This window comes from Polaromonas sp. P1_H6, assembly GCF_056405195.1.
Window position 1 is genome coordinate 14,988 of sequence record NZ_JBFUCN010000032.1, and the last position, 16,367, is coordinate 31,354.

Here is a 16,367-nt window from a genome sequence, read left to right on the forward strand (position 1 = left end):
CGCCGGACGGATAAAAACCAGCTTCGATTTCCCGTGTTTTACCACTGTCAACCCGCGGTTTTCATGAAACCCCAGGTTGACGGCCCCAAGGGCTACATATACATGCCGCCGTTGACGTGAATCTCCTGGCCGGTAATGTAAGCCGCCTGCGGGCTGGCCACAAAAGCCACAGCGTGCGCAATGTCTTGCGGCTTGCCGAGATGGCCCAGCGGAATCTGCCCCAGCAGCGCTTTTTGCTGCTCTTCGGGCAGGCCGGCCGTCATGTCGGTCTCGATAAAGCCGGGCGCCACGCAATTGACGGTGATGTTGCGCGAACCGAGTTCGCGCGCCAGCGCGCGCGTCATGCCGGCCACGCCGGCCTTGGCGGCCGCGTAATTGGACTGGCCTGCATTACCCGAGGCGCCAACCACCGAGGTGATGCTGATGATGCGGCCGTAGCGCTGCTTCATCATGGTGCGCATCACCGCGCGGCTCATGCGGAACACAGCCTTGAGATTGGTGTCCAGCACCGCATCCCAGTCGTCGTCCTTGAGGCGCATCGCGAGCATGTCGCGCGTGATGCCGGCGTTGTTGACCAGCACCTGCAGGCCGCCGTGCTCCTTGACGATGGCCTCGATCAGCGCTTCGGCGGCGGTGACGTCGTTCACGTTCAGGTTTTTGCCGGCGCAGCTTGGGAAAGCCGCGAGGGCCTGGCCGATCTTGGCCGCCCCTTCGTCGCTGGTCGCCGTGCCTATGACCTTGAGGCCTTTCTGGGCCAATTCGAGTGCGATGGCCGCACCGATTCCGCGCGAGGCACCGGTGACCAGCGCGACCTGGCCTTCAAACTTGACTTCACTCATGCCAGTAACTCCTTCACTTCCGCCAGCGAGGCGGGATCAAACAGGGCGACACCCGTCAACTCGGGATCGATTCTTTTGGCCATGCCGGCCAGCACCTTGCCCGGCCCGCACTCGACCAGCGTCGTGAGGCCGCGCGCCTTGATGGCCTGGACACATTCCACCCAACGCACCGGGCCGAAGGCCTGGCCGTAGAGCGCCGCGCGTATGCGGTCCGCGTCGGTTTCGACGGCCACTTCGATGTTGTTGATGACCGGAATTTGCGGCGCCGCGAAATCGACGGCGGCCAGCTTTTCGCGCAGCTTTTCGGCCGCGGGCTTCATCAGGCTGGAATGGAAAGGCGCCGACACCGGCAGGGGCAAGGCGCGCTTGGCGCCGTTGGCCTTGAGCACTTCACAGGCTTTTTCGACCGCGGCCTTGCTGCCCGCGATGACGGTCTGCATCGGGTCGTTGAAATTGACGGCTTCCACCACTTCGGAGGTGTTGGCGCCGAAGCTGCGCGCGGCCTCGGCGCAGCCCTCGATCACTTTGGAGGCTTCCATGCCCAGGATGGCCGCCATCGCGCCCACACCGACCGGCACGGCGTCCTGCATGGCCTGCGCGCGAAAGCGCACCAGCGGCGCGGCCTGCGCGAGCGTCAGCACGCCGGAGGCTACCAGCGCGGAGTACTCTCCCAGCGAGTGGCCCGCCACCGCGGCGGGTGCGCTGCCGGTCTCGGCCATCCAGGCGCGGTAAGCCGCCACGCCGGCGACCAGCATGACGGGTTGTGTGTTGGTGGTCAGCGCCAGCGCCTCCTTGGGGCCTTCCTTGATCAGCCGGCCGACATCCTCGCCGAGCGCCTCGGAGGCTTCGGCCAGCGTCTGCGCAACCACCGGATGGTCGCCCCAGGCGTCCAGCATGCCGACCGACTGCGAGCCCTGGCCGGGAAAAACAATAGCAAACGATTTCAAATGATTACTCCATGGGTCGAATTCTTGGATCGCTGAAAAGCATCCGCCTGCATTTTAAGAAGATGAGCAGCCATTTTTTAAAGCGCGGCCGGTCAGGCTGAGGATGGCATGGCGCCATGGTGTGTGCCCCGCAGCCGCGCAAGCCCCCAGCCGATCGCCGATTTGGTGCACTGGTAAATCGCCGCAACGGCCAGCCAGGGGTCCACAAGGTAATCCCACAGGTTGGTCGACTCCAGCGCACCGGCCACCCAGGCCAGCAGCGCCAGGGCCAGCAGCGCAGGCAACAGCCGAAAACCTTGCGCCCAGCACGCCAGCGACAACGCCAGGAGCGCCGCCCAGAGCGCCCACGAGCCCCAGCCCAGCCGGTAGGCATCCCAGTCACCCCAGCCCAGGGCCAGCGGATACAGGAACAAGGCGCCGGCCGCGAAGGCCAGGTTCACCGCCATGCGCTCACGCTGCGCCACCAGAGGGAGACCGCGCAGCCGCTGGTACATGCCCAGGCAGGCGATGGCCACCAGGGAAATGCTCAGGTCCGAGCTGATGCCGCGCACATAAGCCACGAGCGGCAAACGGGCGGGGCCGACCGGGCACCACAGCAGTACAAACACTGCTGCGGTAATAACTTTGGTCCACGGCGTGACGCCACGCCGCCAGCTCAGCAGGCGAAGGCAAGCGGCGCTGAGCACCAGGTTGATGCCGAGCAAGGCGATCAGATCATTTACCGGGGGGAACATAGCCGGGCGCCGCTTGTGCGGCCTCAAGGGTTTGCAAGGGATCCAGCCGCACATGCTTGATGCGCGTGCGGTGCCAGGTATAGACCAGGTGCAGGTAGCCGTCGCGGCTTTGCAGCAGGTAGGGATAGGAAAACTCCTGCGAGCAGCTCTGGCCGCCGCACAGCTGGCGCCGGGCGCTGGCCAAATAGGCCTGGGCTTCGTCGTCCCGGGCGCCGCGGGCCTTGAGTTCCTGCGTCAGCAGGCGCTCGTAATCAGCGAGGGACGTGCGTACCTCTGGATTGGCGGACGACTCCACGATCCATGGCTCCACCCCGTCAAAAGAGCCACCCGCCCCCGTTTGCAGCAGAGCCAGGATTTCGCGGTTGCGGGGCGCCGGGTTCAGGGCCAGCCATTGCGCGCCGGTGTTCGTCACGGCGCCGGCCACAGCGGAGTCCGGGTTGGGCCAAGTGCCGGCATGGGTGGGCGACCAGGTCTTGCCGGCATCGGTGGTGCCTGAAGCCATCAGCGCCACCGCATTGCCCGAGCGCATATAGACCTGGGCCTTTTCCGGCCCCGAGACCAGGACAACCGGCTGCAGGCTGGTGCGGCTGCCGGGAATGCGGATTTTGTCGACCACTTGACCCATGGCGTTGACACGCAGGACTTCGCCGAACTTGGCGATGAACTCGTGGTACACGGGCAAGCCGGTTTCGCCGTTCTCGAAGCCGATGGGCGCGCCTTTGACCAGGGTGCTGATATTCAGGAAGGGCGAGGTCACCAGGCGGCGCGGGGCGCTCCAGGTCGCGCCTTCGTCGGTGGAGCGCGCCCAGGTGATGGAGCTGCCCGCCCACCCGCCGAGCGAAACATTGACCATCCACAGCGTTAGCGAGCCGTCGGGCGCGCGGGCGATCACCGGATTTCCCAGCTTCTTGACGTAACGCCACAGGCCTTGCTGGAGGGTTTGCCGATCGAACAAGGTGTTTTCCGCGCTCCAGCGCGACCCGGTGGCGTCCGTGACGGCGCTCTGGATGGTGACGTCCCCGGCGCCCTCCCGGGAGCCTGAGAACCAGACCGCCCGCAAGCGCCCGTCGCGCAACTCCACTACGGAAGCCGCATGCACGGCCTGGCCGGGGGAAGAGGAGACAAACTGCGCGTCGAAGCGAAAGCGGCCGTCCGGCGAGCGCTGCTGCGCCAGCGGGACCGTGCGCGGCGAGGGTTGGATCGCCGGAGCCGACAAAAACGGCGAAGCCGGCGGGTGCTGCAGGATTTTCCATCCAGCCAGGGCGAAGGCCAGCACCAGCAAGGCAGCTGCGAGGCGCTCCAATGCACCGGACGGTTTGAAATTCAATTGCCCACCTGTCTGTGAAAGCCTGGCGGATGGGTGGGAGCCGCTCAGTAGTTGAGAAGCACCGCACCCCAGGTAAAGCCACCGCCCACGCCTTCGAGCATGAGGGTGTCGCCTTTTTGGATCTTGCCGCTGCGCACGGCCACATCCAGCGCGAGCGGGATGGAGGCGGCGGAGGTGTTGCCGTGCTGGTCGACAGTGACCACCAGCTTCTCGAGCGGCATCTTCAGTTTTTTGGCCGTGCTCTGCATGATGCGGATATTGGCCTGGTGCGGAATCAGCCAGTCGATGTCGGCGTCGGTCATGTTGGCCTTGGCCAGCGTGGCGCGCGCCGCGCTTTCGAGCACGCCCACGGCCAGCTTGAACACAGCCTGGCCGTCCATCTTGAGCAGGGGGTCGCCGAGAATCTGGCCGCCGGAGACATTGCCGGGCACGCAGAGGATGCCGACGTGCTTGCCGTCGGCATGCAGGTCGCTGGCGAGAATGCCGGGTGTCTCCGAAGCTTCGAGCACCACGGCGCCGGCGCCATCGCCGAACAGCACGCAGGTGGTGCGATCCGAAAAATCCAGGATGCGCGAGAACACTTCCGCGCCTATCACCAGGGCCTTGCTGGCCGAACCGGTGCGTATCATGGCGTCGGCCACGGTCAGCGCATAAACAAAGCCGCTGCACACGGCCTGCACGTCAAAGGCCGCGCAGCCGGCAATACCAAGCTTGTTCTGCAAGATGCAGGCGGCGGACGGAAACACCATGTCGGGCGTCGAGGTTGCCACGATGATGAGGTCGACGTCGGATGCCTGAAGGCCCGCGGCCTGCAGCGCGTTTTTGGCCGCTTCGACGCCCAGGTCGCTGCTGGTCACGTCGGGCGCGGCGAAATGGCGGGCCCGGATGCCGGTGCGCTCCACAATCCATTCGTCGGAAGTTTCCACGCCTCGGGTGGCCAGGTCGGCGGCCAGTTCGGCGTTGGTCAGTCGGCGCGGCGGCAAATAACTACCAGTGCCGGTGATGCGTGAGTAACGGGTCATTAATGAGTGGCCGGTGTTGAAACTGCTGAGTCAACTGGCATTGAGAAGGCCTCGGTCGGCGTATCGGCGGAAGGTGCCGCCTGCGCCGCAACCAGCAAAGGGGCCGCATGGGCAATACGTTCGCGGACTCTCTCAAGCAAATTGTTCCGAGCCGCATCATAAGCCCGATTCAGCGCCCTCTCGAACGCGAAGGCGTCCGCCGAGCCGTGGCTCTTGAAGACCAGGCCTTGCAGGCCGAGCAGCGCCGCACCGTTGTACCGCCTGTGGTCAACCCGATTTTTAAACGCATTTAGCACCGGATAGGCGATGATGGCCGAAATTTTCGTGAAGATATTGCGGGAGAACTCGGTCTTCATGAAGCCGCCAATCATGCTGGCCAGGCCCTCGCTGGCCTTGAGCGCCACATTGCCGACAAAGCCATCACAGACGACGATGTCGGTCGTTCCCTTGAAAATATCGTTGCCCTCGACATTTCCATAAAAATTCAGATCACCGGAATTGGAGGCAGATCGCAGCAATTCACCAGCTTTTTTGATCATTTCACTGCCCTTTATCGCCTCTTCGCCGATATTGAGCAGCCCGACGCTGGGCGTGGGGTTGGCAGTGATAGCGGCTACCAGGGCCGAGCCCATGACGGCAAATTGCAGCAGATGCTCTTCGGTGCAGTCGACGTTGGCACCCAGGTCCAGGACCGTGGTGGCACCGCCCAGGGCATTGGGCAACTGGGTGGCAATGGCAGGGCGGTCTATGCCATCAAGTGTTTTGAGGACGTAGCGGGCAATCGCCATCAGGGCGCCGGTATTGCCGGCCGACACCGCCGCCTGGGCCGCGCCATCCTTGACCTGGTTGATCGCGACCCGCATTGAGGAATTCTTCTTGCGCCGCAGTGCGATCTCGATCGGATCGTCCATGGTGACGATCTCGCTGGCCGGGACGATCTGGCAGCGTGGATGAGCCTGGAGCCGCGCGTGCAACGGATGCGTCGCCAGCGTTTCGGGCTGGCCGACCAGCACCACGGCGGCATCCGGGTGGCCGTCCAGGAACGCCAGGCTGGCCGGCAGCGTCACGGCGGGGCCGATATCGCCGCCCATGGCATCGACAGCGATCCTGATCATGAGGCGACCGGTGCAGTCAAAATGAGGAGTTCAGGCAAAAGAAAGGCCCGCAGGATGAGTGCGGGCCCATGCTCAAAGCGTGAAATTACGCTTCGGATTTGGTTTTCAGCACCTTGCGGCCACGGTAGAAACCGGTGGGGCTGATGTGGTGGCGCAGGTGGGTTTCGCCGGTGGTGGATTCCACGGCAATGCCTGGCACGGTGAGTGCGTTGTGCGAACGGTGCATACCGCGCTTGGAAGGTGACTTTTTGTTTTGCTGGACGGCCATGATCCGCTCCTGATGGGGTGTAAGGTTGGTAAATTACGCACCAAATTCCGAGTTCAGACAGCTGGACCTGAATATCGGCCGATGGCAGCCTGGGCGCCATGTCACCGTATTCACCGCATTGGTACGCGAAGCCTTTGATTATAGCTTGATGCGGCGTCATTTTCACTACGCCACCTTGTTGCGTGTGAAATGTCGGCTTATTCAAAGGGTTTGTCGCCTGAGTATGTAATACCAAATTACTATTTTTTGGTTTTAAGCTGTGCCAGCACGGCAAACGGGTTGGGCTTTTTCCCGGGCTCGCTCACTTCATCCGGCTCCGCAATGTCACCCGCCTGCAGCTTTGGCGCGATCGGGCATTCCTCGTGCATGGGCACCAGGGGCAGAGCCATCAGCAATTCATCTTCCAGCACGGCGAGCAGGTTGAATTGGGGCTCCATCACCAGCAAATCCTCTTCGGATTGGTCGTCTTCGGCCATGGCGATGTCTTCGCTGGCAACAAAACGGTACCGCTGGTCGACCTCCACCGGTGTCTCGACCACGCCCATGCAGCGCTGGCAGGTCAGCGGGACGGTGGCTCGGGCCTGCAGGTGCAGCCACACCTCGTCGTCGGCGCCGGTGCGCGGGCGCAACTCGCCGAGCGCCTCCCACTGCACCGTTGAATCGGCCTGCAGCCCTTGCGCCTCCTCGGCAAGGCGCTCCATATTTTGTAGCGGAGTGGTTTCAGTGAGCGCCACGCCTTCCTGGGCGAACGCTTTCATGTTGAGCCGGCTGGGCTGAAGGGATCTGGACATGGATGCAGTGTAAGAGAATCGGAGGCATGACCCTTGCCCCCGCTCCCGCCACAAACCGCCCTCTCGTCCTCGGTTCCACCTCACGCTACCGCCGCGAATTGCTGGAGCGGCTGCACATCCCGTTTGAAGTCGCCGCGCCCGACGTGGACGAAACCCCGCAGCCCGGTGAAGCGCCGCGCGCGCTGGCCGAGCGCCTGGCCCTGGCCAAGGCCCGCGCGGTGGCCGCAGCCTTCCCGGGCGCGGTCGTCATAGGCTCCGACCAGGTGGCCGACCTGGACGGCGAGCCGCTGGGCAAGCCGGGCAGCCATGAGAAAGCCGTTGAGCAGCTGCACCGCATGCGCGGGCACACGGTGATTTTCCAGACCGCCGTGGCCGTGGTGTGCCTCGAAAGCGGCTATGAGGCGCAAAGCCTGGCCCCCGTGAAGGTCAGGTTCCGCGATCTCAGCGACGAGGAGATCGAAAACTACCTGCGCATCGAGCAGCCTTACGACTGTGCGGGCAGCGCCAAAAGCGAAGGCTTGGGCATCGCGCTGCTGGAGTCCATCGACAACGACGATCCGACGGCCCTGGTCGGCCTGCCGCTAATACGCACTTGCCGGATGATCCAGGCAGCCGGCGTCAAGCTGCTGTCGGGAGGCCGGCCATGAGCGCCGCAGCAAAGGGCAAGCTCTACCTGGTGCCCGCGCCGCTGGATTTCGGCTGCGACGTGCAGGCGCCGCTGCAGGACGTGATGCCGCTGCAGACGCTGCAAGTCGCTTCGCGGCTGTCCTGCTGGATTTGCGAGAACGCCAAAAGCACGCGCGCCTACCTCAAGCGCATCGACGCACTGCACCCGCTAGTCGCGCCGCTGCAGTCGCAGCAGATCCAGGAGCTGCCGCGCGAGGTTCACAAAAAAGGCGACCACGGCGGCAACTTCGACGCACGCCCCTTGCTGGCGGCTGCCATGGAAGGCCGCGACATGGGCCTGGTCAGCGAAGCCGGCATGCCGGCCATCGCCGACCCGGGATCGTCGGTGGTGCGCGCCGCGCATGACCTGGGGCTGGAGGTCGTGCCGCTCACCGGACCAATGTCGCTGATGCTGGCGCTGGCCGCCAGCGGCCTCAATGGCCAGAGTTTCGCCTTTGCCGGCTACGTACCGCAAACGCCGGCCGAGCGCGTGCAGCGCATACGCGAGCTGGAATCGCTGGCCCTGAAATCCGGCCAGACCCAGCTCTTCATCGAGACGCCCTACCGCAACGCCGCCCTGCTCCAGGCGTTGCTGCAAACTTTGCAGGGCAACACCCGGCTGGCATTGAGCTGCGGCCTGACCCTGGGCGCCGGCTGGTCGCGCAGCGCGCAGGTCAGCACCTGGAAGCGCGACAAGCCGCAGGCGCCGCTGGACTTGCCGACCGTGTTCGGCATAGGCCGTTAAAAAAAGCCCCACACCAATAAAAAAGCCCGCATGGTGCGGGCTTTTAAACGGGGTTTCGATGGCTCAGCGCAGCGCGGGAATCGCCTTGAAGGCCTTCATCGCACCCTCGCCCATGGCGGCGCCGAACTTCTTGGCCAGGCGCTCGGCCACGTTGTCGCGGCGCGTGTAGTCGATGATTTCGTCGGTCTTGACCACTTCGCGCGCGACGTAGTCGAGGTTGCCGAGCTGGTCGGCCAGGCCCAGCTCCACGGCCTGCTGGCCGCTCCAAAACAGGCCGCTGAACATCTCAGGCGTTTCTTTCAGGCGCTTGCCGCGGCCGGCTTTCACTACCGCGATGAACTGCTGGTGGATCTGGTCCAGCATGGCTTGGGCAAACACGCGCTGCTTTTCATTTTGCGGGCTGAAGGGGTCCAGGAAGCCCTTGTTCTCACCGGCGGTCAGCAGGCGGCGCTCCACACCCAGCTTGTCCATCAGGCCGGTGAAACCGAAGCCGTCCATCAGCACGCCTATGCTGCCCACAATGCTGGCCTTGTCGACGTAGATCTTGTCAGCCGAGACGGCGATGTAGTAAGCGGCGGACGCGCAGGTCTCTTCGACCACGGCGTAGACCGGCTTCTTGTGCTTGGCCTTCAAGCGCAGGATCTCGTCGTTCATCATGCCGGCCTGCACGGGGCTGCCGCCGGGGGAATTGATCAGCAGCACGACGGCCTTGGCGCCTTCGTCTTCAAAGGCCGCGCGCAAGGCCGCATTGACAAATTCAGCGCTGGCGTCGGCGCCCGCGGCGATCTCGCCCTTGATTTCCACCACGGCCGTGTGCGGAACCGTCGCGTCGCTGGCGGGCGTGCCGCGGTGCAGCGCCATCCAGACCAGCGCGACAAAAAAGGCCAGCCAGGCCAGGCGCACAAAAGTCTTCCAGCGGCGTGTGGCCTTTTGTTCGTTGAGGGCGGCGAAGGCCAGTTTTTCCAGTGTGGCGCGCTCCCAGCCGGGAGTGGCGGAAGGGTCGGCGGCGGATTTTTTGGCTTGGGCGTAAGGCGGAACGGACTCCGGCTGGTTGGGCCGGAAATCCGACTCGCGCAGCGAATCAGAGTCCATGGGAGGGTCGGGGCGATGGGGGTCGTTCATGGGCGTTAGTTTAGAGAGGTATTAGAACTGTAGCGGTTTAAGGTTGTAAGCAGAATGCCAATAAACAATCCCCTTCGCCTCGGAAAGCTGGATTTTGATCAGGCCGCCCTGGCAGGGCCCGCCCGCACATTGGCCGGTGTCGGGACGGTAGGCGGCGCCGTGGCTGGCGCACAGCAGCCACTGGCCCTGGTCGTCGAACACACGGTTGGGCTGCCAGTCCAGCTCCATCGCGACGTGGCTGCAGCGATTGAGGTAGGCATGGACCACGCCTTCAAAACGCACGGCGAAGGCGCGGCAGGTCTGCCCCGCGTAGACCACATCGAAGGGCACCGCCAGCCCGCCTTCGAGCAGGTCCCGGCTGTTGCACAGGGCTAGCCGTTCGTCCATGGCCTTAACGCCCGAGATCAACCATGGACCAGCAACCAGTCGTGCAATTCCGGCACCGAATGCGCCACATGGCGCGGCGCCAGCACCGCGAAGGTGTCGGGCTCATGCGCGCCGTAGCTCACGCCCACGCTGGGGCAGCCGGCATTGAGCGCCATCTGCAGGTCGTGGGTGGTGTCGCCCACCATCAGAACGCGCTCGGGCATCACGCCGAATTCCGCCATCAGCTCGTGCAGCATCAGCGGGTCGGGTTTGCCGGCCGTCTCGTCGGCGGTGCGCGAACCGTCGAACATGCCCTTGAGTTCCACCGTGCGCAGCACCTCGTCGAGGCCGCGGCGCGACTTGCCGGTGGCCACCGCGAGCAGGTGGCCGCGCGCCTTCAGCGCGTCGAGCAGGGGCAACACGCCGGCAAACAGGCTCAGGTCGTCGTAGTGCGCGGCGTAGTGGTGGCGGTAACGCTCGCCGAGCTGCGGGTATTTTTCTGGCGGCACATCGGGCGCGGCATGGGCCAGGGCCTGCATCAGGCCCAGGCCTATGACGTAACCGGCCTCCTTGTCGGTCGGCACCGTGCCGCCCACGTCGCGCACCGCGGCCTGGATGCAGCGCACGATGATGCTGGTCGAATCAAACAGCGTGCCATCCCAGTCAAAGGCGATCAGGTCGAAATTTCGGGTTTGCATGGGGATATTGTCTTAGGGAAGGCCGGCCTATGCGCGCGCATGGGCAAAAGTTGAAGCGCAGGCCTCAGTTGCCCAGGCTTTTGCGAAAGTACCAGGACCAGAGCCCGTAAATTGCACCGAGCAGGGTGCCTGCCAAGCCGAGCAAAGTCAGATGGAAAAGCGGCCCATAGCTGTCAAGAAATCCCCATTCCGAGTCTTCGTACGGAGACCGGATACGGGGATTGTAAAAATACAGCGCGTCCCACCCTTGCGTCACTGTCGACGGATTCAGGACCACAAAAGCGCACACGCACACCACCAGGCAGGCCGCCGACCTGGACACAACAAAACGGAAAGCGGACATGGCGTTCAAGGAAGGCATCAGCTTCCTGTTCAGCAGCCAGAAAGCCACGGCGGCCAACACGGTAGGGAGCGGAACCTGGAATAGGGACCCAAGATTCCCGAACGACAGCCAGAACAGGAATTCCATCAGAAGCGGCCAGAACATCAGCGAGGGCGCCTCACTCCAGCGGAATTCGTTGCGCCCCAAGCCACCCCCCACCAGGCAATAGGCCACACCATATAAGGCAGGACCGGCAAAGACGAACATCAGCACCGTCGCACCCAGGCCGCTGAGCTTCCCCCGGGCCGGGCCGGCTACGCTCTTTGGATCAAGCGCTCCAGGAGCATCGTGAGTCATGAGGAAACCGACGCCGGTAAAAACTGCTGCAGCTCGGGCGGCAGGGGCGCCTGCAGGTGCACCACCTTGCGCAGCTTGGGATGGTTGAACTTCAGGCTCCAGGCATGCAGAAACATGCGTTTGAGCGGCACCGCGCCGGCTGCGGTTTTCTGCAGCGCCCGGTTCAGCTCGAAATCGCCGTATTTATCGTCGCCGGCGATCGGGTGGCCCTCATTGGCCAGGTGCACGCGGATCTGGTGCGTGCGGCCGGTCTTGATGGTCACTTCCAGCAGGGTGAAGGGCGTGGCGGGGGCCAACGGGCTGGCCGGAACCGCCGCCTTGACTTTCACCAGCGTCACCGAGCGCATGCCGTCGGGATGGTCGTTGTCGACCACTTTCACGCGCCGCTCGCCGTCAGGCAGCAGGTATTTGTGCAGCGCCTTGTCGATCACGCGGTGATTGGCGGGCCATGCGCCGCCGGCCAGCGCCAGGTAGACCTTGTCGGTTTCGCGCTCCCGGAACTGCTCCTGCAGCAGCTTGAGGGCCATGCGCCGCTTGGCGATCAACAAAATGCCGCTGGTTTCGCGGTCCAGCCGGTGCACCAGCTCCAGGAAGTCGGCCTCCGGCCGCGCCATGCGCAGCTGCTCGATCACGCCAAAACTCACGCCGCTGCCGCCGTGCACCGCCACGCCGGCCGGTTTGTCGATCGCCAGCACGAAGTCGTCTTCAAACAGGATGGGAAATTCGCGGGACGGCGCATAGCCGCCCGTGGTGGAACTGGCGCCATGGCGGGCGATTTCCTGTGCCATGGCCTCGGCTTTCTGCCCAGCCCGCTCCGAGGTGCGCACCGGCGGCAGGCGCACCACGTCGCCGGCTTCCACACGCGTATCGGCCTGCGCCCTGCCCTTGTTCACCCGGACCTCGCCGCTGCGGATGATGCGATAGACATGGGTTTTGGGCACGCCCTTGAGCTGGCGGATCAGGAAATTGTCCAGGCGCTGGCCGGCGTAGTCCTCGTCCACGGTCACCAGCGTGGCCTGGGGCGCTGCGGGGGCTGCTACCTGGGGAATGGGCGCCGCCGGGGTGGCAGGTGCAGACGCGGCCGCGGACGCCCATACCGGTGTTTTCCCGGGTTTCCTTGCCAAGCCCTTTGCTGACCCTATAATGTGTTTCACTAGCGATGCGCTGTAAGTGGTTGATTTGCCTGGAGTTTAGTCCACGCAAGTCCCCGGCCCTGAAAAGGCGAACAAGCAGCCTCGCTGGAAGGTCGATGCCCACGCCGGCAATTGCCCGCAAGCGACGAGTGCCAGGCACCTCGCGGCGAGCGTCTTTGCACGGTAGACGAGTCGACGTTTTGCGAACACAACTACGGAATACCATGTGTGCAGCCCAAGTCACGAACAACAGGCTGCACGCGGATCCAGCCGAGAACAAGTCCTTTAACGGGTAGCCCTCTGATGACAACACTGGTCAGTCTGATTTATATATGCCTGCGGCGCTTCACGACATTCGTGAACCCCGCATTCGGCATGAATCAGCCGCCGGCCTTTGTCCAGTGGGCGCAAGCAGCCGCGTTTTGCGCGGCACCCACCCGTTTGACCCCTGCTCGCTCCATCCACGCGCCTACGCCCAGACCACGTCGCTGACCGATTCATTTCGGTCGGCCGCGCGCTGTCAAAAGCTCTCCGGCAATTCCTCCACGTTCGCACTGCGTCCCTCCGGCGTCGTTGGCCCATTTTGGGCATGTGATTGATGTTTCAGACATGACATCAAAACGAAGAACGATAAGGAAGGCTACCCATGAAACGGATGCTGGTAAACGCCACTCAGGCTGAAGAACGCCGCCTGGCGATCGTCGACGGACAAAAACTCCTCGACTACGAAATTGAAATCGAAGGGCGCGAACAGCGCAAGGGCAACATCTACAAGGCCGTCGTCACGCGCGTCGAGCCCTCGCTGGAAGCCTGCTTCGTCGACTACGGCGAAGACCGCCACGGCTTCCTGCCGTTCAAGGAAATCTCCAAGCAGTACTTCGCCCAGGGCGTGCCGGTCAGCCAGGCGCGCATCAACGACGTCATCAAGGAAGGCCAGGAACTGCTGGTCCAGGTCGAAAAGGAAGAACGCGGCAACAAGGGCGCGGCCCTCACCACCTTCGTTTCCCTGGCCGGCCGCTATGTGGTCCTGATGCCCAACAACCCGCGCGGCGGCGGCGTGAGCCGGCGCATCGAGGGCGACGACCGGGCCGAGCTCAAAGAAGCGATGGACCAGCTCGAGTACCCCAACGGCATGAGCATCATCGCCCGCACCGCCGGCATCGGCCGCAGCGCGCCTGAGCTCCAGTGGGACCTGAACTACCTGCTCAAGCTCTGGACCGCCATTGACGGCGCCGGCAAGGGCGGCAAGGGCGCTTACCTGATTTACCAGGAATCCAGCCTCGTGATCCGCGCCATCCGCGACTACTTCAACAGCGACATCGGCGACATCCTGTTCGACACCGACGACGTCTATGAGCAGGCCAAGCAGTTCATGGCACACGTGATGCCCGAGCACGAGCACCGCGTCAAGCGCTACCGCGACGACGCGCCGCTGTTCAGCCGCTTCCAGATCGAACACCAGATCGAATCGGCCTATGCCCGCACCGTGCAGCTGCCTTCCGGCGGCGCCATCGTGATCGACCACACCGAGGCCCTGGTCTCGGTCGACGTCAACTCGGCCCGCGCCATCAAGGGCGGCGACATCGAGGAAACCGCCACCCGCACCAACCTGGAAGCCGCCGACGAAGTCGCGCGCCAGATGCGTTTGCGCGACCTCGGCGGCCTGATCGTCATCGACTTTATCGACATGGAAGAGTCGCGCAACCGCCGCGACGTCGAAAACCGCCTGCGCGACGCGCTGCGCCAGGACCGCGCCCGCGTGCAGTTCGGCACCATCAGCAAATTCGGCCTCATGGAAATGAGCCGCCAGCGCCTGCGCCCGGCCCTGTCCGAAGGTGCATCGATCCCCTGCCCGCGTTGCGGCGGCTCCGGCCACATCCGCGACACCGAAAGCTCGGCGCTGCAGATCCTGCGCATCATCCAGGAAGAGTCCCTCAAGGACAGCACGGCCTCGGTGCTGTGCCAGGTCCCGGTCGACGTGGCCTCCTTCCTGCTCAACGAAAAGCGCTCCGAGATCGCCAAGATCGAGGTCAAGCAGCGCATCAACGTGCTGCTGGTGCCCAACAAGACGCTGGAAACCCCCAACTACCGCCTGGAACGCCTGAAGCACGACGACCCTCGCCTGGACAACATCGCTGCCAGCTACAAGATGGCCGACGAAATCGAGGACCCGACCACCGTCACGCGCCGCAGCCAGGAAAAGCACAACAAGCAGGAGCCCATCATCAAGGGCGTGCTGCCCGATGCGCCCGCCCCCGTGGCCCCGCCCAAGCCCGAAGCCGTGCCGCACGCGGCGCCCAAGGCTGCTGCCGCCCGTCCCGTCCCTGCGGCCGCGGCACCCGCTGCTGAAAAAGGCTTTTTCGGCTGGATCAAGGGCTTGTTCGGCGGCGCCGAAGCACCAGCCCCTGCGCCTGCGGCCAAGGAAGTGAAAAAAGACGAGCGCGGCGAAGGCCGGCGTGACGGCCGTGGCGCTGAAGGCCGCGGCGGCGAGCGCGGCGAGCGTTCGGACCGTGGTGGCGAGCGCGGCGGCCGTGACGGCCGGCGCGGTGGCCGCGGCCGCAGCGAAGGACGTGGCGAGGGCCGCGGCGCTGAAGGCCGTAGCGAAGCCCGCCCCGAAGGCCGTGGTGAACGCGGTGAAGGCCGCGGCGGCGAGCGCCGTGAGCGCAATGCCGAAGGCCGCCAGGAGCGCCCAGCCGGTGAAGCCCGCGCCGAAGGCGCAGTCGACCAGCCACGCAGCGACACCCCCAACCGCGAAGGCGGCCGCAACCGCCGTGAACGCGGCGAGCGCGGCGAGCGCGGCGGTGAACGCACCGGCGAGCGCGGTGAGCGCATCCAGCGCGACGCCGTCGAGCAGGACCTCGCACTGGCCAACCAGGCCGCCATGGCAGCCGCCATGGGCGGTGACACCGGCGAAGCACGCCAGGAACGCGCACCCCAGGACGGCGAACGCCAAGGCAACCGTGAGCCGCGTGCTGACCGCGGAGAACGCGGTGAAGGCCGCCGTGAACGCGGTGACCGCAACGGCCGCCGTGGCGAGCGCCGCGGTGCAGACCGCCCTGAAGGCGCCGAAGGCCAGAACGCCCCCGCCGAAGGCGCTGTGGGCTTCAACCCTGACGCTCCCGCGGCAGCACCTGTGCTCGACGAAGCCGGCAATGTGATCGCTCCCACGGCCAACGGCCAGGGCGACGAACAGCGCCAGCCACGCGAGCGCCGCAGCCGCGACCGCTACGGCCGCGACCGGGATCGCCGCGAACGCGGTGAAAACGGCGAGCGCACCGAGCAGCAGCCCGCCGAAGGCAGCGTGGACGCAGCCCAAGCCGGTTTTGCCGAGCCCCGTCAGCAGCCGCAAGCCCCTGAAGAGCGCGCCCCGGCAGTCGCCGACTATGCGGCACCAGCGGCCGCCGTGACCCCCGCGGCGCCTTTTGTGCCCGCAGCGGCACCTGCCCCCGCCTACACGGCACCCGTGGCCGTTGCGGCATCGGCGCCCGCGCCAGCACCTGTAGCGGCCGCTCCGGCGCCCACACCGGTCCAGGCACCAGCACCCGCGGGCATCACCTTGCCCAAGGTCCAGTCCTATGCTCTGCCCCTCGATGAGCTGGCCCAGGTGGCCCAGTCCTCCGGCCTGCAGTGGGTGAATTCCGACGCAGCCAAGATCGCCGAGGTCAAGGCTGCCATCGCCGCCGAAACCAAGGCCGTGCACGTGCCGCGCGAGCGCCCGCCGCTGGTCGTGGCCGACGAAGGCCCGCTGGTGCTGGTCGAGACCAAGCGCGACCTGGGCGCGATGTCCCTGCCCTTCGAAAAGTCGGCGGGCCAGTAAACGCCCCGACCCCGGCCGCCKCGGCGGCCACCCCCTGAAAAAGCCCGCGAATGCGGGCTTTTTTTATGCCCCGAAACTGGCCCTAGAATCAGTCCAAC

General features: G+C 65.0%; 16 protein-coding genes. 3 read left to right on the forward strand and 13 right to left on the reverse strand.

Translation table 11 applies throughout. The features are described 5' to 3' along the window. Positions 1–92: 92 nt before the first annotated feature. The 8 genes from fabG to AC1D1F_RS21715 form a co-directional block, all read right to left on the reverse strand. The gene (fabG, locus tag AC1D1F_RS21680; RefSeq protein WP_477696240.1) at positions 93–839 is read right to left on the reverse strand and encodes a 3-oxoacyl-ACP reductase FabG; all 747 of its coding nucleotides are present in this window, start codon (positions 837–839) and stop codon (positions 93–95) included. Then, complete coding sequence (fabD, locus tag AC1D1F_RS21685) at positions 836–1,786, reverse strand: ACP S-malonyltransferase (RefSeq protein WP_477696241.1); 951 nt, start codon at positions 1,784–1,786, stop codon at positions 836–838. Before fabD ends, fabG begins: the two co-directional genes overlap by 4 nt. A gap of 92 nt (positions 1,787–1,878) precedes the next feature. Beyond that, complete coding sequence (locus AC1D1F_RS21690) at positions 1,879–2,520, reverse strand: hypothetical protein (protein WP_477696242.1); 642 nt, start codon at positions 2,518–2,520, stop codon at positions 1,879–1,881. Then, positions 2,501–3,847 (reverse strand): sialidase family protein, encoded by a 1,347-nt coding sequence (locus tag AC1D1F_RS21695; RefSeq protein WP_477678389.1) that lies wholly within the window; start codon positions 3,845–3,847, stop codon positions 2,501–2,503. Before AC1D1F_RS21695 ends, AC1D1F_RS21690 begins: the two co-directional genes overlap by 20 nt. Positions 3,848–3,891: 44 nt before the next feature. Then, positions 3,892–4,869, reverse strand: a complete 978-nt coding sequence (locus AC1D1F_RS21700; RefSeq protein ID WP_477696243.1) for a beta-ketoacyl-ACP synthase III — start codon at positions 4,867–4,869, stop codon at positions 3,892–3,894. Next, positions 4,869–5,984 (reverse strand): phosphate acyltransferase PlsX, encoded by a 1,116-nt coding sequence (gene plsX / locus AC1D1F_RS21705; RefSeq protein ID WP_477678387.1) that lies wholly within the window; start codon positions 5,982–5,984, stop codon positions 4,869–4,871. Before plsX ends, AC1D1F_RS21700 begins: the two co-directional genes overlap by 1 nt. Before the next feature lie 85 nt (positions 5,985–6,069). Then, positions 6,070–6,252 (reverse strand): 50S ribosomal protein L32, encoded by a 183-nt coding sequence (gene rpmF, locus AC1D1F_RS21710; protein WP_007873878.1) that lies wholly within the window; start codon positions 6,250–6,252, stop codon positions 6,070–6,072. Positions 6,253–6,491: 239 nt separating this feature from the next. Beyond that, positions 6,492–7,043 carry a YceD family protein gene (locus tag AC1D1F_RS21715; RefSeq protein WP_477678386.1) on the reverse strand — a complete coding sequence of 184 codons (552 nt, stop codon included), beginning with the start codon at positions 7,041–7,043 and terminating at the stop codon, positions 6,492–6,494. Between the two features lie 26 nt (positions 7,044–7,069). Here AC1D1F_RS21715 and AC1D1F_RS21720 point away from each other — a divergent pair, with 26 nt between their 5' ends. Together AC1D1F_RS21720 and AC1D1F_RS21725 are read left to right on the forward strand one after the other, a co-directional pair. Further along, positions 7,070–7,690, forward strand: a complete 621-nt coding sequence (locus tag AC1D1F_RS21720; RefSeq protein ID WP_477678385.1) for a Maf family nucleotide pyrophosphatase — start codon at positions 7,070–7,072, stop codon at positions 7,688–7,690. Further along, positions 7,687–8,454, forward strand: a complete 768-nt coding sequence (locus AC1D1F_RS21725) for an SAM-dependent methyltransferase (protein ID WP_477696244.1) — start codon at positions 7,687–7,689, stop codon at positions 8,452–8,454. The genes AC1D1F_RS21720 and AC1D1F_RS21725 overlap by 4 nt, the downstream gene beginning before the upstream one ends. 63 nt (positions 8,455–8,517) lie before the next feature. Here AC1D1F_RS21725 and AC1D1F_RS21730 read toward each other — a convergent pair whose 3' ends face one another. The 5 genes from AC1D1F_RS21730 to AC1D1F_RS21750 all read right to left on the reverse strand — a co-directional run bounded on the left by AC1D1F_RS21730 (position 8,518) and on the right by AC1D1F_RS21750 (position 12,473). Then, a complete protein-coding gene (locus AC1D1F_RS21730) occupies positions 8,518–9,576 on the reverse strand; it encodes a S49 family peptidase (RefSeq protein ID WP_477679169.1) in 1,059 nt (352 codons plus the stop codon). A 21-nt stretch (positions 9,577–9,597) separates the two neighbouring features. Next, on the reverse strand, positions 9,598–9,963 hold the full coding sequence (locus AC1D1F_RS21735; RefSeq protein ID WP_477679170.1) for a Rieske (2Fe-2S) protein: 366 nt from the start codon (positions 9,961–9,963) through the stop codon (positions 9,598–9,600). Positions 9,964–9,980: 17 nt separating this feature from the next. Next, a complete protein-coding gene (locus AC1D1F_RS21740; protein WP_477679171.1) occupies positions 9,981–10,640 on the reverse strand; it encodes an HAD family hydrolase in 660 nt (219 codons plus the stop codon). 64 nt (positions 10,641–10,704) lie between these two features. After that, a complete protein-coding gene (locus AC1D1F_RS21745) occupies positions 10,705–11,319 on the reverse strand; it encodes a hypothetical protein (protein WP_477675812.1) in 615 nt (204 codons plus the stop codon). Continuing rightward, positions 11,316–12,473, reverse strand: a complete 1,158-nt coding sequence (locus tag AC1D1F_RS21750) for an RluA family pseudouridine synthase (RefSeq protein ID WP_477696246.1) — start codon at positions 12,471–12,473, stop codon at positions 11,316–11,318. Before AC1D1F_RS21750 ends, AC1D1F_RS21745 begins: the two co-directional genes overlap by 4 nt. Positions 12,474–13,098: 625 nt before the next feature. On the opposite strand from AC1D1F_RS21750, the gene AC1D1F_RS21755 reads away from it, so the two are divergent. Then, positions 13,099–16,269 (forward strand): Rne/Rng family ribonuclease, encoded by a 3,171-nt coding sequence (locus tag AC1D1F_RS21755; RefSeq protein WP_477696247.1) that lies wholly within the window; start codon positions 13,099–13,101, stop codon positions 16,267–16,269. The last annotated feature ends 98 nt before the right edge of the window (positions 16,270–16,367 follow it).